At 36.0% G+C, this 23069-nt stretch carries 13 protein-coding genes; 9 read left to right on the forward strand and 4 right to left on the reverse strand.

Features of this window, described 5'->3' with window-relative positions; genetic code table 11:
* Positions 1 to 200: 200 nt before the first annotated feature.
* From NBT05_RS11160 to NBT05_RS11170, 3 genes are all read left to right on the forward strand, one after another.
* On the forward strand, positions 201 to 6680 hold the full coding sequence (locus NBT05_RS11160) for an Ig-like domain-containing protein (RefSeq protein ID WP_265769940.1): 6480 nt from the start codon (positions 201 to 203) through the stop codon (positions 6678 to 6680).
* 157 nt (positions 6681 to 6837) lie between these two features.
* Positions 6838 to 8316, forward strand: a complete 1479-nt coding sequence (locus NBT05_RS11165) for an IS5 family transposase (protein ID WP_265769941.1) — start codon at positions 6838 to 6840, stop codon at positions 8314 to 8316.
* 567 nt (positions 8317 to 8883) lie between these two features.
* A complete protein-coding gene (locus NBT05_RS11170) occupies positions 8884 to 10368 on the forward strand; it encodes an IS5 family transposase (RefSeq protein ID WP_265769942.1) in 1485 nt (494 codons plus the stop codon).
* Positions 10369 to 10510: 142 nt separating this feature from the next.
* On the opposite strand, the gene NBT05_RS11175 is transcribed toward NBT05_RS11170, so the two are convergent.
* Positions 10511 to 11143: an alpha/beta hydrolase gene (locus NBT05_RS11175; protein ID WP_265769943.1), complete on the reverse strand. Its 633-nt coding sequence runs from the start codon at positions 11141 to 11143 to the stop codon at positions 10511 to 10513.
* Positions 11144 to 11278: 135 nt separating this feature from the next.
* On the opposite strand from NBT05_RS11175, the gene NBT05_RS11180 reads away from it, so the two are divergent.
* From NBT05_RS11180 to NBT05_RS11200, 5 genes are all read left to right on the forward strand, one after another.
* Positions 11279 to 11644, forward strand: coding sequence for a PaaI family thioesterase (locus NBT05_RS11180; RefSeq protein ID WP_265769944.1), 366 nt, complete (start codon positions 11279 to 11281; stop codon positions 11642 to 11644).
* Positions 11645 to 11646: 2 nt separating this feature from the next.
* The gene (locus NBT05_RS11185; RefSeq protein WP_265769945.1) at positions 11647 to 12732 is read left to right on the forward strand and encodes a chorismate-binding protein; all 1086 of its coding nucleotides are present in this window, start codon (positions 11647 to 11649) and stop codon (positions 12730 to 12732) included.
* A gap of 135 nt (positions 12733 to 12867) precedes the next feature.
* On the forward strand, positions 12868 to 14595 hold the full coding sequence (gene menD, locus NBT05_RS11190) for a 2-succinyl-5-enolpyruvyl-6-hydroxy-3-cyclohexene-1-carboxylic-acid synthase (protein ID WP_265769946.1): 1728 nt from the start codon (positions 12868 to 12870) through the stop codon (positions 14593 to 14595).
* A gap of 99 nt (positions 14596 to 14694) precedes the next feature.
* Positions 14695 to 15036, forward strand: coding sequence for a DUF2853 family protein (locus NBT05_RS11195; protein WP_265769947.1), 342 nt, complete (start codon positions 14695 to 14697; stop codon positions 15034 to 15036).
* A 116-nt stretch (positions 15037 to 15152) separates the two neighbouring features.
* Positions 15153 to 15992: a S1 RNA-binding domain-containing protein gene (locus NBT05_RS11200; protein ID WP_265769948.1), complete on the forward strand. Its 840-nt coding sequence runs from the start codon at positions 15153 to 15155 to the stop codon at positions 15990 to 15992.
* Between the two features lie 10 nt (positions 15993 to 16002).
* Here the strand turns inward: NBT05_RS11200 and NBT05_RS11205 are convergent, their stop codons facing one another.
* Entirely contained in the window at positions 16003 to 16470 is a 468-nt protein-coding gene (locus tag NBT05_RS11205) for a hypothetical protein (RefSeq protein WP_265769949.1), read from the reverse strand.
* Positions 16471 to 16585: 115 nt separating this feature from the next.
* On the opposite strand from NBT05_RS11205, the gene NBT05_RS11210 reads away from it, so the two are divergent.
* Positions 16586 to 17428, forward strand: coding sequence for a 1,4-dihydroxy-2-naphthoyl-CoA synthase (locus NBT05_RS11210; RefSeq protein WP_265769950.1), 843 nt, complete (start codon positions 16586 to 16588; stop codon positions 17426 to 17428).
* A 167-nt stretch (positions 17429 to 17595) separates the two neighbouring features.
* On the opposite strand, the gene NBT05_RS11215 is transcribed toward NBT05_RS11210, so the two are convergent.
* On the reverse strand, positions 17596 to 20013 hold the full coding sequence (locus tag NBT05_RS11215) for an alpha-ketoacid dehydrogenase subunit alpha/beta (RefSeq protein WP_265769951.1): 2418 nt from the start codon (positions 20011 to 20013) through the stop codon (positions 17596 to 17598).
* Between the two features lie 198 nt (positions 20014 to 20211).
* The gene (locus tag NBT05_RS11220; protein ID WP_265769952.1) at positions 20212 to 23058 is read right to left on the reverse strand and encodes a metalloprotease; all 2847 of its coding nucleotides are present in this window, start codon (positions 23056 to 23058) and stop codon (positions 20212 to 20214) included.
* Between the last annotated feature and the right edge of the window lie 11 nt (positions 23059 to 23069).

Raw genomic sequence — 23069 nt, forward strand, 5'->3', positions numbered from 1 at the left:
TCTAAGAGTGGAGTATTGTTTTTAATATTATTTTTACAAAATATTACCCCTAAGGTTTAAAACCTTAACATATATACGTTTTTACTTCAGCGGTAAACTTCACAATTCGTCGGGTGCTATTTCTTTATTCAAGAGATAATTAATTTATAGATTTACTAATAGTTAATTTTAAAATTTAACTGGACAACTTTATTAACAACATGAAACATTATTTTACTCTTCAAAAAAAAGTTAGCTTTTTTTTAGTAGTATTAGCATTATTGGGAACCTGTTTTACAGGAAATGCTTTTTACTTTCAAGTATCAGGAACAGAACCGGATATTGATCCTTTTCTTGAACCGGTAAAGATTAATTTTGCAACACTTTCTGACAATACTCGGGAGGATTATTTGCTGGATGCGGGATTAGCTTTCGGTTTAAAAGAAAATGGCTTAACTTACGGTTGGTTGTCCGGTCAAGACTCTATTCCTAAAGATTTTACACGAAATACAAGAAACCGTAATTTAGAAAACGTTGATTTCCTTAGAAATACCTTAATCCATATGCAGTATGGAGATGTTGGAGGAAGCAATGGACTTCGGGAAGAAGGGTTTTGGGAAATTGAAATAGCAAATGGAGTTTACCAGGTGATGGTAAATGTAGGGGATCCGTTTTTTGATAATCCGGGTACCGAGCCTTCTCATACTTTAAACGCAGAAGGAATTAGCTTGGTAAGTAATCAGACACCTATTGGTCCTCAAGCTTCTAATAGTCGATTGTTCTCCGGAGGGTCTTTGGTAGAAGTTTTAGATGGAAAACTTACCATTGATGCTAAGGGAGGTTTCAATACTAAATTAAATACCCTGGAAATTGTTAGAATCAGTCCGTTCTTTAAAAATGTTACTCCAGCTGATATTACGAATGATGTAGCAATTAATGATTTTCAAATCAATATAGAGATCGTAACTCCCAGTGGTTATGAACTTGATCATACGACATTAGCAGGTAATATCAATCTTTATGAAGTTACTGAAGAAGGAGAATTCTTAATTCCTTCCAATGCAAATGACACCGGAGGTGGTGATGCCATAACGCTGACACCTATTAATAGACTCAAAGAATTTACTACTTATGTTTTCAGGTTAACAAACGGTTTGGAAGTAAACAAAACGGGAGATTTATCAGTTAGAATACCTTTTTTACCATTTGAATCCAGATTTACCACAGGTGAAGCTAGTTTTAGAAGTGCTACAAACCGGGATCTTTCCGGAGTATCTTTTACAAAAGTTTTTGGAAACGAGTTAGGAGAAGGTACGGAGAACCAAAGATTTTCAAGTCTTACTATTGGTCCGGATGGTAAATTATATGGAAGTACAATTGGCATTATAAATTCTGTTGGCAATTTTATTTCTGGTGGTAAAATTCATCGCTGGGATATGGCGGCAGATGGTACTTTGTCCAATTTAGAAATTTTATCACCTGAACTATCCGGAGCGGTAAACCCTGAAACCGGAATCGTACACAATAATAACAGATTAATTATCGGTCTTGCTTTTGATCCGGCCTCTACGGCTGATAATCTTATTGCGTATATAACCCATAGTGCAGCTTCCATTTCAAATGGTCCTACCTGGGATGGAATTCTTACTCGCCTTAGCGGACCTGATTTATCTCAAGTAGATAATGTAATTATTAATTTACCCAGGTCGGCTAAAGATCATTTAACCAATAGTATTGCATTTGACGAAACTGGAAATTTATACATTAGTCAGGGAAGTAACTCTGCAGGAGGTGATCCTGATGAAAACTGGGTAAACCGACCGGAAAGATTACTAGCTGCTGCAGTTTTAAAATTGGATTTTACAAAATTGGGTGCGTTACCCTTAGATGCCTATACTACTGATAACATAGCTGTAATCAATGAAGCTCCTTCGGATGTAGCAGTAATGAGTGATGGTACCTATAATCCATATGCAACTAATTCTCCTTTGACCATATTTGCATCAGGTATTCGAAATGCTTATGATTTGGTTTGGCATACAAACGGATGGTTATACGTGCCTACTAACGGTACCGCAGGAAATGGGGTAACTTCTCCTAATTCGCCATCTACTGCAGATTACCCTTTAGCAAAAAGAATTGACCAACTGGATTCCTTATCTTTTGTGCCCGCTCTTAGGGGAGGGGAAACCCAAAAAGACTGGCTATTTAATACGAGAGGTGGTTCTTATCACGGACATCCTAACCCGTATCGTGGTGAGTTTATACTAAATAACGGAGGAAAACCTTATAGCGGAGTTCCCGGACAGTTAGAAGATAATTACGTGGATGTAGCTAAATATCCGGACACTTTAGGACCGGATCCTAATTATAGAAAAGCTGCTTATGATTTTGGTATTGGGAAGTCTCCAAATGGTGTAATAGAGTATAAAAGTAACGCCTTTGAAGGATTATTGACACATCTGATTTTGGTTACCAGATTTAGCGGTCAGGATGATTTATTAATTCTTAATCCTACGGCCAATGGCGAAATTCAGGAAGTTTATACTGATATTAAAGGATTACGGGCTTTTGATGATCCTTTAGATCTAATTGAAGATCCGAAAACAGGTAATATTTACGTTTCTGAGTATGATAGGGGTGGTGATGGTACAGCTCGTTTGACTTTATTAAGGGCCGATGTACCCGCCACAGAAGGACCTAGACTACGAATTGCCAAAGATGAATTAATCTTTGAAGCTGTAATCAATAATAATGCACCAAATATTGATACGCAGGTATTGGAAATTACTAATTTCGGAACAACTCCGGTACTATTTTCTGATATTACCATTGAAGGTAACTTTAGTGATCAATTTGTATTAGGTAGAGAAATACCTGCTGAAATTGCTGCTGGTGAAACGGCAAATCTTGAAGTTATTTATATTCCTACATTAGACGCTACAGACTTAGGATTTCAAGATGCTACCTTAGTTTTAAATAGTAACAATACAGAAGCCTCCCGAATAGAAATAGGTCTTTATGGTTTAAAGAAAAGAGGTTTTGCTTCAGTTCGTGAACCGGCTTTACAAGATATAGTTCGAGTGTTAGGTTATAATGTAAATGTAGGTTGGGATACCTTAGAAAGTTCAACGAGTGCTGACCTGGTAGGTGAAGAGGTTGCTATTCAAAGATGGCAGAAACTTCCTGAAGCCAGTCGGGTGCGAATTACCCCACTTGCCCGCTATTCTCCTCAGGAACTACTACCTTTTGGATGGTACACTTTTGTAAATAATGTAGAACTTAATGAAGTTGGTATTATTGACGAAGGAGTCGCTAATGCCCAAACCTTATTTCCGGAATTAAGTAGTGGTAGCACTTTGTTTAATCCCCGGGAAAATATTTTTGGAATATATACGGAATCTAATTTCTTTAACCGGTTTAATTATACTCAGGATATTCTAAATACCGGAGGGGTTAGTCATCGTACTCGGGTATATAAAGCAAAAGATAGGCTAGGGGCCATTATCCCTAATAGTTATCTGGTTTTCTTTGAAGATGCTACTAACGGTGATTATCAGGATTACGTATTTCTATTAGAAAATGTCATTCCAATTCCCGAAGGATTTGACTATACATATCAATTTAACTTTAGAAAAGGAAACGTAGGCGGAGCATCGCCTGCTAATTATATTGATGATATCGGTCTGCCTTTTGGAGCCCGACAAACGGCGGAAGGTTTACTTTCGTACGGATGGGTACAACCCGGTACAAGTACTCCGGCAGCTGCCAGAGTTAATACTAGAGACCGAGACACTGGTGAAAATGATAATCCATTAACCTCAACTATGAATATCATAGGTCATCGTGATGGTAACAGATATCCATTAAGAGATTGGATTGTTACCTTACCCAATGGTTTTTACGAATTGGATTATAGTCTTGGAGATCCTGAATTTACCGATAGTAACCATGCCTTAGATGTGAATGGCGAACCAATAATCAGCTGGAATCAAATTGCTCAAGGTGCGGATACAACTCCTGGTTTCTTTGGAAGAGAAAGAATCGAAGTAACCGATAGTATCGTACGAATTTCTCTGAATGAAGCAGGGTTTAATGTAAAATTGAATTACCTACGTTTCGCCCCAATCGATTCCAGGTTAATTGCACCTAGCATTACTGTTCTTTATGACAATCAGGAAACTGATGAAACGAATTTTACCAATCAGGTGCTTATTTCACTACAGGCAATTACACAAAATAGCGAGGGTAGCATCACCAGTATTGAATATATTTTGGATGATAATGATAATGAAATTTATCAGGATGCTTTTATCGTAAATGAAATAGGAATTCATACGTTGGAAGTAACTGCCTCCGACTCCTTTGGGAATACTGCTGTATCTACCGTAACTTTTTCGGTAAATCAAATTGATAATGGAATACTGGAAATAGAGAATTTAACAAAAATTCCAGGTACAAATACCGCTTTTCCAGCAGATGATTTTTATACGTTCCATACCATGGCAGATCTTGGACCTAATGGTGCAAAAGTTAGTGATCAAAATACCATGCGACTACATAATACCGGGGAAGAAACGATGTTTATTACCGCACTTAATTTTGAGGATACATCCGTATATGAAGTTGCCTTTTTAAACCGGGCAGATACTATTGACTTACCAATAGCCATAGATTCCGGTTCTTTTCTAGATGTACAATTAACCTATATTCAAAATACCGGAACCAGAGATATTTATAAACAACAATTGCAAATTGTTTCTACGGCAATTACAAATGCCATACAGGAAGTGACATTAAGCGGAGCTTATATGTTACGGCCGGAAGGAGGTAATGAGATTACAGCTCAAGAAGTATTGGAAGCATTTGGTTTTCAAACTACCATGTTAAGTATTGTCAATGATCAAGGAACAATAGTACCACCAAATAACAGACCTTTTAGACCAAGTTCTAATTTCCCAACAGCAGAGAATATAAATTTGGGTTATGAAGGTGATTTAATACTTTCTCCAACATTTGTTCAGGCGGATCGTAGCAAAGTAGTAAGAGGTTTTCAATTAGCTGCATTTCATGGGGTATCCCGTAATGGGGCCAAATTTGTGAGGCGTAATTCTGCTAATATAGTAGCAGGAATTAATTTTACACATGGATTACCCTATTATCAAACCTTGTTGCCCAAGGATAATAGTGGAACCGTCATTAATACGGATTCTGCGGGAACTATCCAACGCCCATTTAGAATAGCAGTTGCTAATAGTTATTCAACAAGTGGAGGGAATAATCTTATGAATCGACGACCTGATTTATTAGGTGCAAGAGTATTTAAAGTAATTAATAAAGACGGGGAAGTGGTTCCTAATGAATATATCGTAATTCAGGATTTTATCGGAAATGGTTGTGGAGCAGGTTCTGCTAATTGTGATTGGAATGATAATATATTTTATTTTCAAAATATACGGCCGGAAGTATTGCCGTCAAGTACAACAATTGAGGATGTAACGCTTCGTCCGGGTGGTACTTTTACCTATGATATTTCTTCTTCGTTTAATATTGGTTACCCTGGTAATAAATTAAATTATTCTTTTGGCGGTAATCCGGAAAATATACCGGATTGGTTAGTTATAGATGCCGGAACCGGTGTAGTCAGTGGTACACCCCCTTTAACAACTAATTCTGATTTTGAGGTTGTTATTGTAGCAAGAGACCTTAATAATATTGAAGTAAGTTCAAGGTTTACCATAGGATTTGAAAACACCTTAGTTGCCACATCAGATCAATATATAATTGATTTTGAAACAGAACTGATGTTATCCGATCTGTTGGCAAATGATTTTGATCCAATGGGTGAAGAATTGAACATCATAGCAATCACCAATCCCGAAAATGGAATAGCAACATTAGATTCTTTAACAAATACGGTAACCTACACACCCACTATAGGTTTTGTAGGAATAGATACTTTTGAATATACCATTCAAAACCAGTCAGGCCTGGTCGATATTGGATTAGTAGAAATTACTGTTGAAGAACCGGTAGTAAGAATAGAAACAGTTACCTTACTTAATGTAGCTAATAATGAGGTTATTGCTGTGCTAAATTCAGATACGGTAATAGAAGAGAGTGAAATTTCCGGTCTTGAATTGGGGATAGTAGCTACTACGCTGCCTCCTGTAGTAGGAAGTGTTGATTTTAACTTAACCGGTCCAATTAATCTGGTGAAACTTGAAAACTTTGCACCGTATTCTATCTTTGGAGATTCCGGTTTTGGTAATTTTAACGGAGACTTTTTTAATTCAGGTATTTACCAATTAGAAGTTTCCCCTTATAGTGAAAGATTGCGTGCAGGGATAGCAGGAAAAACCCGAAGTTATCAGATTACTATCTTAGAAAATGAAAATTTCAGCGAATTTGGTGAAGAAGCTTTTTCAAAAAGTGCTGAAATAGATAAAAATATAATTTCACTTTCCCCTAATCCCTTATTTAATTTTCAAGATATAACCATTCAATCTTCACAATATGAAATTGAAAGGATAGATGTTATTAATGATAAAGGTGCCTTAGTTCAATCTTATAAAGGTAAAGAAGTCAAAGTCTCCGGGGGTTACAGTATTTCAGCCACTACTTTATATCCCGGTATTTATATCATAGCTACTACGGATAGTACAGGAGTAACAGAACGCAATAAACTAATTGTACGGTAAAGATTAGTTAGTTTAAAAGCGTTTTGCACTCAGGATAGAGGTTAGGGTATTGTTGGTTTTAGTAAGATAGAATTACCTAGGGTCTGCTGAGAAACTGTTTATCTATTGTTTTATAAGGCATTATAGTTATATTTAGGCAATCAAGTGCAAGGTTATTATGACAAAACATTCAAAAAAGCGTGCACCTACTCCCAAATATGTAAGTCAAAACCAGTTGGTTTTAGAAGGTTTTGAGAGTCCTTTTGAGAGAGAATTGAACCCTGCTAACCGTTGGGTTCGTTTGGCTAAGCTACTTCCTTGGGATGAACTGTGTTCCATTTATCGCAAACATTTTCCGGAAAAATCGACAGGCCGTCCTGATTTAAGCCCAAGGGTTGTCTTAGGGTCAATCATCATCAAACATTTATGCAATTTAGATGATAGGGAGACGGTTGACCAGATTTCTGAGAACATCTATATGCAGTATTTTTTAGGCTATTCTTCATTTAGTGATGCACCTGCGTTCGACCCTTCTCTTTTCGTAGAGTTCCGCAAGCGTCTTGGCCTGGAACAGATTAATGCTATTAACCAGCGAATTTTACAAATAAAACGAGAAGCAGAACAAATTAGAGAAAAAGGATCAAATGATGCAAGGGATGATGGTGAAGACCCACCTCACAAAGGGACTTTGATCGTTGATGCAACAGTTTGTCCACAAGATATAGCATATCCTACGGATCTAAATTTGCTCAATGATGCGCGCGAGAAATCCGAATCATTGTTGGATATTGCCTATAAACTTTCCCCTTTAGAGACTAAACCGAGGAACTACAGGGAAAAAGCAAGGAAAGAATATCTAAAGACAGCGCAAAAGAAAAGAAAAACACATAAAGAGATACGGTCTGCTATAGGGAAGCAATTAAAGTATCTCCATAGGAATATACGTTCCATCGAAGGTATTTTGGATACCCTTGACCGGATCCCTTTCGATAGGCAAGAGTATAAATATTGGCTGGTCATCCAGGAACTCTACAGGCAACAAAAGTTGATGTACGATACTAAGACCAAAAGTGTAGACCATAGGATTGTGAGCATTCACCAACCCCATGTTCGTCCCATAGTGCGTGGGAAAACAAATGCAAAAGTGGAGTTTGGTGCCAAGATAAACATGGCACTGGTAGATGGTTTTTCATTTTTGGATGATACTAGTTGGGAAGCCTACAATGAGGGTACCAGATTGAAAGATTGTGTGGAGAAGTACCGAAAGCGGTTTGGTCATTATCCAAAGAACGTTTTGGTTGACAAAATATATTGTACCCGAGAGAACCGTAAGTACCTAAAAGAAAAAGGGATCAATCTCAGGGCCAAACCCCTTGGAAGGCCCTCCAAAAAGGCTTTGTCAAATCAAGTAAGCCCTGGGGAACGTAATCCAATTGAAGGAAAGTTTGGTCAAGCAAAGACAGCATATGGTTTAAACCGTATAAGGGCAAGGCTTGAAAATACCAGTGAGTCTTGGATTGCAAGTATCATATTAGTGCTCAACTTAGTCCATTTGGCTGAGGTGGCACTCTATTGGATAAAAGCAATCTTATTCAGTGAAAACTTTATTCAAAACCAAACCAATTCGATCATAAACTTGAAAATCAATGAAGGCTGAGTTTTTCAGCAGACCCTACCTAATTCGTTAATTTGAAATGCACCTAAAACTTTTAAACCCAATTAATAAACAAAAGAACCTTCTCTAAAAAGAGAGGGTTTCTTTTGTTTAGGGTCAGAGGGATGGCAGTATTGTAAATTCATCTACCATCATTTACGATCATAATCCCACCCCAACCCTCCCGAAGGGAGGGATTCTTACCTTCTTATCTTTATATTAAATAATTTTGATTCCCCCTTTGGGGGTTAGGGGGATAATAGCATTATAAATCTATCCGGTCAATAACTAAACCTATAATTATCAAAATCAACACCTTAAGGTCAGGGGGGAAGGCAGTATGATGAATTTTATCTATTTACTACCATCGGTGTCCGAATAGAATAAATAAAAGTTTAGAAAGCTAGTAATAGTAAGGTAATTCCAAACTTTGAATTGTTTGGAGGTTGCTTTTTTACTTTTTTAAAAGTAATTTGTTCTTTAACGTAAATAGGGTCTGCTGAGAAACTATTTATCTATTGTTTTATAAGGCATTATAGTTATATTTAGGCAATCAAGTGCAAGGTTATTATGACAAAACATTCAAAAAAGCGTGCACCTACTCCCAAATATGTAAGTCAAAACCAGTTGGTTTTAGAAGGTTTTGAGAGTCCTTTTGAGAGAGAATTGAACCCTGCTAACCGTTGGGTTCGTTTGGCTAAGCTACTTCCTTGGGATGAACTGTGTTCCATTTATCGCAAACATTTTCCGGAAAAATCGACAGGCCGTCCTGATTTAAGCCCAAGAGTTGTTTTGGGGTCAATCATCATCAAACATTTATGCAATTTAGATGATAGGGAGACGGTTGATCAGATTTCTGAGAACATCTATATGCAGTATTTTTTAGGCTATTCTTCATTTAGTGATGCACCTGCGTTCGACCCTTCTCTTTTCGTAGAGTTCCGCAAGCGTCTTGGCCTGGAACAGATTAATGCTATTAACCAGCGAATTTTACAAATAAAACGAGAAGCAGAACAAATTAGAGAAAAAGGATCAAATGATGCAAGGGATGATGGTGAAGACCCACCTCACAAAGGGACTTTGATCGTTGATGCAACAGTTTGTCCACAAGATATAGCATATCCTACGGATCTAAATTTGCTCAATGATGCGCGCGAGAAATCCGAATCATTGTTGGATATTGCCTATAAACTTTCCCCTTTAGAGACTAAACCGAGGAACTACAGGGAAAAAGCAAGGAAAGAATATCTAAAGACAGCGCAAAAGAAAAGAAAAACACATAAAGAGATACGGTCTGCTATAGGGAAGCAATTAAAGTATCTCCATAGGAATATACGTTCCATCGAAGGTATTTTGGATACCCTTGACCGGATCCCTTTCGATAGGCAAGAGTATAAATATTGGCTGGTCATCCAGGAACTCTACAGGCAACAAAAGTTGATGTACGATACTAAGACCAAAAGTGTAGACCATAGGATTGTGAGCATTCACCAACCCCATGTTCGTCCCATAGTGCGTGGGAAAACAAATGCAAAAGTGGAGTTTGGTGCCAAGATAAACATGGCACTGGTAGATGGTTTTTCATTTTTGGATGATACTAGTTGGGAAGCCTACAATGAGGGTACCAGATTGAAAGATTGTGTGGAGAAGTACCGAAAGCGGTTTGGTCATTATCCAAAGAACGTTTTGGTTGACAAAATATATTGTACCCGAGAGAACCGTAAGTACCTAAAAGAAAAAGGGATCAATCTCAGGGCCAAACCCCTTGGAAGGCCCTCCAAAAAGGCTTTGTCAAATCAAGTAAGCCTTGGGGAACGTAATCCAATTGAAGGAAAGTTTGGTCAAGCAAAGACAGCATATGGTTTAAACCGTATAAGGGCAAGGCTTGAAAATACCAGTGAGTCTTGGATTGCAAGTATCATATTAGTGCTCAACTTAGTCCATTTGGCTGAGGTGGCACTCTATTGGATAAAAGCAATCTTATTCAGTGAAAACTTTATTCATAAACAAAAACAAACCAATTCGATCATAAACTTGAAAATCAATGAAGGCTGAGTTTTTCAGCAGACCCTAAATAGTTATTACAGTATTGATTTTCAATACCATAATGATGAGTCTTGATTTTTGTTTCCAGAAGCGATAGCGACCTGCCCGTCCGCAGGCAGGTCTTGAATCTTTACTAAACACTAATGATTTACTACTTAATTTCCTCTACAATACTATTCAAATTCAATTCATGTCCCCCCGGATGGGTTTTAAATCTTATATTGGGTAATATTTGGCCAACTCTTAGCTTTTCAAGTTCGATATTTTTCTTTTCAAAATACGGATCATTTTCCCCAACAATATGAATTAATTTCGAAGTATTGGTGAGATGAAGAAAATGTTTTTGATTTAGTTCCTTCGGAAATGCTCCGGAAATGATAAAAAAATAAGAAGGATTAATTTTGTAATTTGCAATCCACCTACTAGCCATACTTACACCTTGAGAATATCCTATAACAACCAATTCTTTCTCTAACGGAATTTCTTCTTTAGTAAAAATAGCATGGATATACTGAAGATTGTTTTCAATTTCTATTGTGGTATTTTCTTTGGTTAGCCAACTCGAACCTATTTTTTTGTAAGAAAAGTCTTTATAGTATTTAGAAGGAGCTTGAGGAGCAATAACATAATTAGTTGTAGGATCTAATTCTTGAAAAAATCGGATAAAATACCTACTGAGATAACCAATACCATGAAATACTAACCAAATCTTGTTAGTCTTGAGAGTTAAGCTAAACAAGGTGCTGTATGTATTGGTACTATGATAAGTAATTTCCTTTTCCATCTTTATTTTTTATAAAAGTATAAATTATCTGAAAAGAAGAAAGTGATTTTTCAGCTTTCACTATTTTTACCTAAAAATATGTTGGACAAAACCTTTATTTTACAAGAATGCGCTAAGATGTGTAAAAATACGCTAATGGAAACTTTAGATATAACATACACAGATGTAGGCGAAGACTTTTTAGTTGCAAAAATGCCGGTTACTCCAAGAGTATATCAACCGGATGGGGTTTTACATGGAGGTGCTATGGTAGCTTTAGCTGAAAGTGTAGGTAGTGCTGCTTCTTATCTGTTTTTAGATACTAAAAAAGTAGCCGTAAGAGGTATTGAAATCGCAGCTAATCATGTAAAAAGTGTAAAGGAAGGTTTTGTATATGCAACAGCTACCGTATTACATAAAGGCAGAACTACACAGCTTTGGGATATAAAAATCAGAAACGAAGAAAAACAATTAGTATCTGTAGTGAAGCTAACAACACTGGCGATTCCTAAAATTCAGTAAAGTTGGATATAACTAAACTAAAGCATAAAGTACAACAGCACTTAGAAGGAAAAAAACCTCTAGTTTTATTTAAAAAACCGGAGGATAAAAATATTAAAGGATATTTTCAAAAAGATACAAACTGTTATTATGTAAGTGATTCTTATAATAATGGATTTGTATTTTGTCCTTTCGATGCTACAGAAGCCAAAATTATTTTTCCAACCAGTCAATGTGAAGTTATAAATACCTCTTTAATAGAGGAGAGTGTAACAGGTCATAAAGTTCCGGTCGCCTCTATTGATTTAAAATTAAATACAGAAGATGATAAAATAAGACATATAGAATTAGTCCGTAAAGCAAAGCATGCTATTGATAGTCAGTTTTTTAAAAAAGTAGTAGTATCTAGAAAATTGCAGTATACCATTGATCAACCGGATCACTTTTTAATTTTTCAGAAGTTGTGTCAAAAATATCCCGAAGCCATGACCTACTTCTGGTATCATCCTAAAGTAGGATTATGGTTTGGAGCTACACCTGAATTATTATTAGGTAATAAAAATTCTTACTACGTAACTACAGCACTTGCTGGTACTAGAAAAGTAGATAATTTAGAGGTTGCATGGCAGTCTAAAGAAAAGGAAGAACAGCAAATTGTCACGGATTTTATTGTACAAAATCTGTCCAAAGAATTCAAGAATATAAAACGTATAGGGCCAGCAACAGTAAGAGCGGGTAATTTATTACATTTAAAAACGGATATTTTTATTGAAGAAGCCATTTCTAATAATAAAATACTATCAATTATTAGCCTGCTGCATCCCACTCCGGCGGTTTGTGGTTTGCCAAGACAAGCTGCATTCAATTTTATTCAAGAAAACGAAGGGTATCACCGTAAATTTTACACCGGGTATCTAGGAGAAATTAATGAAGGTGAACCACATAAAAAAGTTACCCTTTATGTAAATTTAAGATGTATGGAAATTGTACAGGATCAACTGAATATTTATGTAGGTGGTGGAATTACTGCACAGTCTGACCCGGAAAAAGAATGGTTAGAAACCATACACAAGTCTGAAACTATGACTAAAGTTTTATTTAGTAGCTAACTTGACTGATCAGCTTTAGCCTAACTAAGGAAAGGAGTTGGCTCGGCAATTTTTAATTTATTAAAGAATAGGGTTATCAAAGAATTCTAAAGATACAGGATATCTTATATTTGTAAAATCATACTCATACCATAGATGGCTACTCGCATTTATTCGGCTATACCTTTATCACAAACGATTGTTGCCCTTTGTGCAGCTAAAGAAATAAGCAACATTGTAATTTCACCCGGATCAAGAAACGCTCCTTTAATTATAGAATTTTCAAACCATCCTGATATGAATTGTTATAGTATTGTGGATGAACGTTGTGCTGCTTTTTTTGCCTTGGGAATGGCACAACAACTTCAAAAACCTACTGCATTGGTGTGTACTTCGGGGAGTGCCTTGCTAAATTATTATCCTGCAATTGCCGAAGCCTTTTATAGCGATATCCCTTTAATCGTATTAAGTGCGGATCGTCCTATTGAACGTATTGATATTGGTGATGGTCAAACCATTCGGCAAAAGAATGCGTTTGAAAAACATATTTTGTATTCAGCTAATCTATATTCTGAAATTGTGCCTCAAGAACCCAGTACGGATATTAAAATTTTACAGAAACAAAAGGAATCTCAAAAACACAACGAACGCGAAATCAACCTGGCGATTAACAAGGCAATAACGCATCAGGGTCCGGTTCATATTAACATTCCTTTTTATGAACCTTTATATAACACTACTACAAAAGCCCTGGTTACGCCTAAAAGTTTACCACTTAAAAAAGAAACCTTTATACTGTCCGAAGAGGTTAAGAATGACATGTTAGCAAGATGGAATAAGGCTACTCGTAAAATAATATTGATTGGAGTAAATCATCCGGATCCTTTGCTGAATATGTGGATGGATTATTTTGCCAAAGATAGTTCGGTATTGGTTTTAACTGAAACCACCTCTAATGTTCATCATCAAACGCACATCCAATGTATTGACCGCCTGATTACACCATTAACAACTCAGGAATTTAAGGAATTGCAACCAGAGATCTTAATTACATTTGGTGGTATGGTAGTTTCTAAGCGTATCAAAGCGTTTTTACGAAAATATCAACCGGAAACGCACTGGCATATTGATCCGATCAAAGCTTTTGATACCTACTTCTGTTTGACAGAACATATAAAAGAAATTCCGTCAGTTTTTTTTAGTTACTTTTTCAATACAAACGTTCGTAGTACTTCTGGTTCTTATAAGCAACACTGGTTAGCAATAGATCGTAAAAGAGCATATAAACAGAAAGAATACGAAGCTACAATACCTTTTTCGGATTTTAAAGCATATCAATTGATATTCGAACGTATTCCTCATGATATGCAAATACAACTTAGCAATAGTTCAACAATCCGATATGCCCAGCTATTTCCGACCGACCCGTCGCATACTGTTTTTTGCAATAGGGGCACGAGTGGTATCGATGGTAGTACTTCTACCGCTATTGGAGCTGCCCTTTATGCTAATAGAGAAGTGACGTTGATTACCGGTGACCTTAGTTTTTTCTATGATAGTAATGCTTTATGGAATGCATACATACCTGCTACCTTTAGAATTATTCTAATCAACAATTCGGGAGGAGGAATTTTTAGAATTTTACCAGGTAAAGAAGAATCTGAAAGTTTTAAAACTTTTTTTGAAACAGTACATCATTTGACGGCTGAGCATCTCTGTAAAATGTTTAATTTTACCTATCATCAGGCTAAAAATGAAGAAGAAGTTATAAAAGGTTTACAATCGTTGTATAGTAGTGCTAAACGTCCTAAACTACTGGAAATTATCACTTCACGAACTGTTAACGATAAAGTGTTACTTGATTATTTTAAGAATTTATGTTAAGAAAAATGAATAGAATACCTCGTTTACTATTAAATTAATTGAAGAAATATAGTATATTTGAATTATATGCAAAATTAACTTAATTAAACAAACCATCTTATGAGTAAAAGAGAAGCATTAATTACTAAATATGCCGAAGAAATTAAATCAAAATTTAGTGAAGAGCCGGATATGGATCTTTTAACAAAAGTCGTTATCGGTTGCGGACCCGCAATTTATGGTAAAGATGCCTCTACGGTATCCGGAGGTAACGAGAAAGAAATGGAAACCGTTAAAAATAATTTTATTAAGAAAAAGTTGGGTATAACTGACGAAAGTAAAGTTAATGAAGCTTTGGATTCAGTTATGGATGCTTACGGTAAATCTAATAAAAACAGATACCGGGCAGTCGTATACTATATGCTTACTAAACATTTTGGTAAAGAAGAAATTTACAAATAGTATATCACTATAGGTATGATAAAAGCTGTTAAATTTAATTTTGACGGCTTTTTTTATTTTGTACTAAAGTAGTACTTGACTTTCCGGTATTCCTGTACATTTGTAAAAAAATTAAGATGTTAACTTTAGGAACCTATCAAACATTAGAATTGATAAAAGTAAGAGATCAGGGAGCTTATTTAATTGATGATAAAGAAAATGAAGTCTTGCTACCTAATAAGTACCTTCCGGAAGATTTTGAAATTGGTCAAACTATAAAAGTATTTCTATACCTCGATCATGAAGAGCGTATTACTGCAACAACGCTTCAACCCTATATTACCTTACATTCTTTTGCTTTGTTAAAATGTACACAATCAAATGAGGTAGGTGCTTTTTTAGATTGGGGCTTGGAAAAGGAATTATTTGTACCTTTTAAAGAACAGGCAGTAAAAATGAAATCCGGAAAGAAATACCTGATATATCTTTATCTCGACGAAAAATCAGATAGGTTGGTAGCTTCCAGCAAGACTAATAAATTCTTAGACAATTCTTTAGTCCTGGTTTCTGCCTGGGATAAAGTGGATTTAATTGCTTCGCATCCTTCTCCTCACGGATGGAATATGATTGTAAATCAAAAATATCTGGGCTTAGTCTATGAAGATGAAATTTTTCAAGCCATTTCGGTAGGAGATCAAATGGAGGGCTGGATTAAAAAGGTAAGACCTGACGGGAAAATAGATCTAACACTTCAACAACATGGTTTTAGGAGTATTGAACCCAATGCAGAACAAATTTTAAAAGAGCTAAAGGCACATGGCGGATTTATTGATTTAAATGATAAGTCTGATCCGGAAGCTATTAAAGAAGTTTTTCAGCTCAGTAAAAAGAGTTTTAAAAAGGCCATTGGAAATTTATATAAATCACGCCTAATTACAATCGATACCGAAGGTATACACCTTATCGAGAAAGCATAATAATTAGTTGTTAGTAAGGAAGTCCGGTAAAAGGATTGTAAGCGCCCGTATAAAAACTTGCATCTTTATACACAGAGTTTCTTACCGATCCCCTGTTTACGGTAAAATCCAAACGGTTCCTGCCGGTAATAGTAGTTTTATTTAAAATTTGGGTTGGTAATCTAACTGAGAATTGTTCGATAACATGAGGATTTTTTGACTCATATAAATAAGGCGTTCTGTTTTGAAAAGCCTGACGTCTTAAATCAACTGAAAGGTCAATTTCCATAAGGGTAAAGGTGCTTAAAGGAATACTCTTAAGATAAGATAAGGAGGGTTGCTGAATGGTATATTCTATGACCACATCTCCTTTATCCGTTTGATACGGAGCATTTTGATCTAATTGAAGCACGTTGCTTTCCTGTAGTTCTTGTGTATATCCTGAAAACACAAGACTAAAAGTCAAAATAATCCACGTAAAAAAAAGCTTCTTTTTCATCTTTTATAAATTTATCAAAAATTATGCTAGAAACCGGAAAATCCAGAAAAATAAACTAGAACACCTTTCCTTGATGTTTTTGGTTTATTTTTGACAACCATTAGTTGTATATATTATGAGCGAGATTGCCTGGAAAGTAGTTAAAGAATTTGAAGATATTACCTATAAAAAAGCGGAGGGGGTGGCGCGTATTGCTTTTAACCGTCCAAATGTTAGAAACGCTTTTAGACCTAAAACCGTTAGCGAACTATTTGAATGTTTTCTGGATGCCAGAGAGGATACATCTATCGGAGTAGTCTTGCTGTCAGGAGAAGGACCTTCTACTAAAGACGGAGTATTTTCTTTTTGTAGTGGTGGAGATCAGAATGCCAGGGGACATCAGGGATATGTAGATCAGGAGGGCACACCGCGTCTTAATATACTCGAAGTACAACGACTTATACGCTTTATGCCGAAGGTGGTAATTGCAGTCGTACCGGGATGGGCAGTAGGAGGAGGGCATAGCCTACATACGGTCTGCGATCTTACTTTGGCTAGTAAAGAACATGCGATTTTTAAACAAACCGATGCGGATGTGACTAGTTTTGATGGTGGGTACGGATCTGCATATTTGGCAAAGATGGTAGGGCAAAAACGTGCTCGTGAAATTTTCTTTTTAGGTAGAAACTACAGTGCGCAAGATGCTTATGAAATGGGAATGGTGAATGCCGTAATACCACATGAAGAGTTGGAAACAACGGCTTATGAGTGGGCACAGGAAATTTTAGCTAAATCGCCTACGTCTATTAAAATGCTAAAGTTTGCGTTTAACGCTACCGATGATGGAATGGTAGGTCAACAGGTTTTTGCAGGAGAAGCTACCCGATTAGCTTATATGACAGATGAAGCTAAAGAGGGTCGAAACGCTTTTTTAGAAAAACGAAAACCTAACTTTAAAAATATAAAATGGATTCCATAGATATCCATTGGTTCTTTCCTAGCAATAGGTAAATGTTAATTGATAATTCTTAAAATATTACTTTAAGCCTAAAATCTTTTTGACTTCCCTTCTTCACTTTTGTAGTGGAAAAAGGGCAATTAGATCAATATGAATTTAGCAACAATTAGAATTATTGTCTTGTTGTTCTATCGAAGTTTGGGATATTTTTTTGGGTCAACTTCATGCATAATACCATATACCTTTTCAAAAATATCGTCCGTAGAAGGTTTGCTAAAGTAATCTCCATCTGTTCCAAAAGCAGGCCGATGATCTTTAGCGGTCAAGGTTTGCGGTTTACTATCCAAATAAGAGTAAATATTTTGCTCATCCAATAATTTATGCAACATATATCCGGTAGCTCCGCCAGGTACATCTTCATCAATTAATAAAACACGATTGGTCTTTTTTACACTTTCTAAAATATCATGATTCAGGTCAAAAGGCATCAGGGATTGTACGTCAATAATTTCTACGTCAATATGTACTTTTTGTAATTCTACCGCAGTTTCTTCAACCAATCTTAGCGTAGAACCGTAAGAAACAAGGGTGATATCACTTCCCTCTTTTACAGTCTCCACTACTCCAATAGGAGTTCTGATTTCAGATAGGTTCGCTGGTTTTTGCTCTTTAATCCGGTAGCCATTTAAACATTCAACTACAATAGCCGGTTCATCAGAATCCAATAAGGTATTATAAAATCCGGCGGCTTTTACCATATTTCTAGGAACCAATAATAAAATACCTCGTAACAAACTTAATAGTCCGCCCATTTGCGAACCTGAATGCCATATCCCCTCTAATCGATGTCCTCTTGTTCTGACAATTACTGGTGCTTTTTGACGGGCAAAAGTCCGATAACGCAAAGAAGCAAGGTCATCACTTAAGATTTGTAAGGCGTATAGGATGTAATCCAGGTATTGTATTTCGGCAATAGGTCGCAAACCTCGCATCGCCATGCCTACCCCTTGTCCAATAATAGTAGGTTCACGTATTCCTGTATCCGCAACCCGGATATCACCGTATTTTTTCTGAAGCCCTTCTAATCCCTGGTTGACATCTCCGATTTTACCACTATCTTCTCCGAAGATCAGTAAATTAGATTGAGACTCTAGCAACAGGTCAAAATTATCCCTTATAATGATACGGCCGTCCACTTCCGGACTATCTGCGGTATATTCTGGTTTTACTTCTTTAATATGTATCGCCGCACTCTCATAATCATTATATAGATGTGTACTGTATTTAGCTTCCACTTCTTTCATATAAGCGTGTAGCCACTGTTGCATCCCTAATTTTTCTGAGAAATCCTCATGAATAAGATAACGTAATGTTTTCCTGGAAGTTTCAATAATATCACAACGGATGGGTTCTTCTTTTGCTTTTAGAGTTTGTACCAGAGGTACTATAAATTTACGATGCTCACTTTTATCTAAAATAGCTTCAAGGTGGGTGACCGCAGTATTTCTCTCCTCTTTAATTTTAGAAGTATATTCATACCAGGCCTGAGCCTTTCCTTGTCTGACATTTTTTTTAGCTTCTTTTTCTAAAGCTAATAGCTCTTCATGGGTAGCAATTTTTTTATCAAGAATCCAGTCCTTAAATTTTTTATTGCAATCATATTCCCGTTCCCAGTTCAGGCGCTCTTCACTTTTATAACGTTCATGAGACCCAGAGGTAGAGTGTCCTTGCGGTTGGGTTAGTTCTTTTACATGAACAATAACCGGAACATGCTCATTTCTGGCAACCTGGTTTGCTTTTTCATAGGCGGTAACCAGGGCAGGATAATCCCATCCGTTTACCGTTATAATTTCATACCCTTTATGTGTGTCATCTCTTTGAAACCCTTCGAGGATTAAAGAAATATCTTCTTTAGTAGTTTGATGTTTTGAGTGAACCGATATGCCGTAGTCATCGTCCCATATACTGATGACCATAGGTACTTGTAGTACGCCACCTGCATTTACCGTTTCCCAAAACAAACCTTCACTGGTACTTGCATTGCCGATGGTTCCCCATGCCACTTCATTTCCTTGTATAGAAAAATCTTCATAACCGGAAGCAACACTTTTTTCACCCCGGTACACTTTTGAAGCCTGAGCCAATCCTAACAGTCTGGGCATTTGCCCGGCAGTACAGGAAATATCCGAGCTTGAATTTTTTTGAGCCGTCAACTTTTTCCAGCTTCCGTCAGGATTCAGGCTGTGAGTTGCAAAATGACCTCCCATTTGCCTACCAGCGGCAAAAGGTTCTTTTTCAATATCAGCATGGGCATATAATCCGGCGAAAAATTCCTGGATGCTGTATTGCTCAATAGCCATCATAAAGGTTTGATCCCGATAATATCCGGATCTAAAATCACCATTCTGAAATACCCGTGCCATGGCAATTTGAGGTAACTCCTTACCCCCACCAAAAATACCAAATTTGGATTTACCGGTTAAAACTTCTCTTCGACCTAACAAGCTACATTCTCTACTTAACAGGGCTATTTTATAATCCTCAAGCACCTGGTTTTTATACTCTTCAAAAGAGATAGAAGTAGAAGAAGCTGTTTCTGCCTGCATAGATACTAATTTAGCGATTTTACAAATCTAGTTAAAAAACTACTCATTTGCAATTAAAAAACTAGGAGGGGTATTGAAAATAATGTATAGAATCCGTAATGTTGTTATTGAATTCTTTATTTTATGATTTATATGAACATTTTATTAAGAAATATTCAAAAAATTCACATTTCCCCAGTTATTCTATAAAACGCGGAATTAATACCATTCCCTCGTAAATAATCCGATAAGCGTTTTAGGACTTAAGGTAATCATAAAACGAATTTTCTCCGAATAGTTAGGTTGGCTAATTTCCCATCCGTTGTTAGAAACTACCGGAAAAAATAATTCAAAATAATCCTGTACCAGACTTAATCGTATTCCGGCATCATATACAAAATTAGGTTGATTTCCTTTATTCTTTACTAACCCAATATCTCCGTAGGCATATATCCAATTCCAGATATTAGTATTAGCATTAGCCGTAGCAATCCATTGGTTGGCAAACGGGGTATCAAGTTGTGATTTAAATCCACCTTCGGCTGGAATGATTTGCTGGCTCACCAGACCTTCTTCTTCGCTTCTTCCGATATAATTGAAGTCAAATAAATAATCAGAAGGTCGATCTAACGCAAAACTAAAGTAATCTCCATCTCTTTCCGTATCATTGAATAAAAAGGCTCCTGCAAAAAATCGTAGGTTGATAGATCGATTATTTAAAAATAACTTTCGGTAGTTAATCGTAGCTGCTATCTTACTAAAATTTTTAGCAATTTGATAGTCAATAAGATAAGAAGTAAAGTTAGTAAGGTTAAAATCCGAGTAAAGGTATCGGGTATTAAAAACACTATAATCAGGAGTATTAATAATATCGCCTAAGTTAGCCAACTGCTCTTCACCCGGTTCATCCCTAAAAACATTTACACTCCGAATACTTAAGTTTTCCTTTACATTACTTCGTAAATCCTTAGGTCTCCAAAAAAAAGTAACGGAGGGGGAAAACCTCCAGGCAAATAAATTTTCATTATAGCTACGTTTACTTCCGTTTACAATATATCTTATTTGATATAAGCCATCATCGGCTAAAAAATGTCGATACGTAATTCCACCACCTCCAATTAAAGTTTTAGACCCAAAACCGTAACTAGGGGTAATTTTATACGAGAAATTTCGCCTGATAAAAGTAGTATTATAAAACTTGGCTCCTATAGTAAAACCATCATAGATATTGTCAAATTCAAATTCAGGTATAAAAAACATTTGACTTCTGCTAGGGTCTTCAATATCCTCAAAAAACCGAAACTGAAAGGGTTTATTAAAGAGACCTTTTAAATTCTTATAGTTATTTCTTCGGTTTACTTCGGGGATTACCCTATCGTAATCTAATACTAATTTATCGTAATCTTTATTTTCAATAGTGACTTTACGGGTATTAGAAATACTGTCAACCCAAGTGGTAAAAACCGGTTTTTTATCTTTCAAAGCAGTTATGGATACCGGCATTGAATTTTCTTTTGTGTTTTTAATCGTAATTTGTAAAGAATCCTTTTTCTTTTTAACGGATTTAAACGTAAAGTCAATTAACGAATTAGAACCTACAAAATCACTAAAAAACCAACTTACATCTTTATCCGTTTTTTCTTGAAGCAGTTCCTGAAATTGTGAAGAGCCAGTAATAGTAAATTGATTCCGGTCGTAGAATTCTCTTATTGTATTAGAAAGTAGATTAGGAGCTTCCAGATAGGTTTCTAAATAACGCAAACCTACTCCGGCCTTATATGCATTTGCAATGTTTTTATTAAATTTTATTAGCTCATCTTGTGGCAAGTCTAGAGGTTGATGTAAAAACAACCTTGCCATATTCTTGTAAAGTAAAAAGTATTGGTCATTAAACTCAATATCAGAAAGATGAAACCATCGAATACCAATAATATTACTGAGATTACCAATAGCTTTCATTTTTGAGTAATTTTTTTCTGTATACCCCATCATTAGATAAATGTGTAATCCGTCCTTCAACCAGGCATCATATCTGGGATTAATTAGTAAGGTTTTTTCAAGATAGTTCTCAGTAATAGCTTTTAACTGTTTGATTTCATATTGAAAGCCATCCGGGAAGGGTCTTACAATATCAGGAAGTTGATTTAAACCATAGACCGGATTATTTTTATAATCATCTTTTGTAATAATAATCTTTTTATAAGGATAATCTCCCAGATTATTTTTAAGATAATTGATAATTCGGGTGGTGGCAACTTTTTTCATCTCCGAACTTAAATCATTATCCTCAATATTACTAAGCAACTCAAGTTCGCCTATCTGATAATTATAAAATGAGTTTTTCTGTTCTAAGTAAATAATAAGTTCTGTCCGGTTATTACCTGTCAACAATATCTTTTTATAATTCGGAATATTGCTATCTAGTTCGCTTTCTGTTAATTCTGTAGTGACATGGTAAATATCCGGAAGTTCGAATTCAATGGAATAATCGCTAATAGCACTAAAATAGTCGTCTAGGTTTTTATTGCTATAAGTTTGCCAACCTTCCTGATAAACAGCAGGAGTTATATACCAATGTTTCAAATGATAATCACCATTATCATAAAATCCAAAACGGGTAAACTTCTCACTGGGAATTTTTACGGTGTACGCCAATTGCAAGGTATAAGATTGTCCGGGAGCAAGAGGTTGGGGTAACGTGATTTTAATTAGGTCAGCCTGTTCTTCAAAACGTTGCCAGGTTAACATATGGTTCCGATCATCCTGAATTACTTTAATATCTGTACTTCCACGTTCAATATCCTTCGCATAAAAAAATCGTTTTAGAAATTCTTCTGAAAAACGCTTTCCGAGGGGAGTTGTCTTATCCGTATAACTGTTGGCCCAATCTAAAAGAACCAGGTGATCCAGGGTGTCCCGGGACTTATTTTGATAGACAATGTTCTGATCAATAGTAATGGTATGTAGCGCGGCATCCAGTGTTGCATTCATAGTTACCTGATGTTGAGCCGTAAGAAACAACGTCTGTAAACAGGAAATAGCAATAACTAGTTTTCTAAAATTCAATTTTTTATTTT

The sequence above is a fragment of the Aquimarina sp. ERC-38 genome (genome assembly GCF_026222555.1).
GTDB lineage: Bacteria > Bacteroidota > Bacteroidia > Flavobacteriales > Flavobacteriaceae > Aquimarina.

Bases quoted from the DNA above. Each gene is read 5' to 3' on its own strand.
- NBT05_RS11160 (WP_265769940.1), top strand. From the start codon at position 201: ATGAAACATTATTTTACTCTTCAAAAAAAAGTTAGCTTTTTTTTAGTA.
- NBT05_RS11165 (WP_265769941.1), top strand. From the start codon at position 6,838: ATGACAAAACATTCAAAAAAGCGTGCACCTACTCCCAAATATGTAAGT.
- NBT05_RS11170 (WP_265769942.1), top strand. From the start codon at position 8,884: ATGACAAAACATTCAAAAAAGCGTGCACCTACTCCCAAATATGTAAGT.
- NBT05_RS11175 (WP_265769943.1), bottom strand. From the start codon at position 11,143: ATGGAAAAGGAAATTACTTATCATAGTACCAATACATACAGCACCTTG.
- NBT05_RS11180 (WP_265769944.1), top strand. From the start codon at position 11,279: ATGGAAACTTTAGATATAACATACACAGATGTAGGCGAAGACTTTTTA.
- menD (WP_265769946.1), top strand. From the start codon at position 12,868: ATGGCTACTCGCATTTATTCGGCTATACCTTTATCACAAACGATTGTT.
- NBT05_RS11195 (WP_265769947.1), top strand. From the start codon at position 14,695: ATGAGTAAAAGAGAAGCATTAATTACTAAATATGCCGAAGAAATTAAA.
- NBT05_RS11200 (WP_265769948.1), top strand. From the start codon at position 15,153: ATGTTAACTTTAGGAACCTATCAAACATTAGAATTGATAAAAGTAAGA.
- NBT05_RS11205 (WP_265769949.1), bottom strand. From the start codon at position 16,470: ATGAAAAAGAAGCTTTTTTTTACGTGGATTATTTTGACTTTTAGTCTT.
- NBT05_RS11210 (WP_265769950.1), top strand. From the start codon at position 16,586: ATGAGCGAGATTGCCTGGAAAGTAGTTAAAGAATTTGAAGATATTACC.
- NBT05_RS11215 (WP_265769951.1), bottom strand. From the start codon at position 20,013: ATGCAGGCAGAAACAGCTTCTTCTACTTCTATCTCTTTTGAAGAGTAT.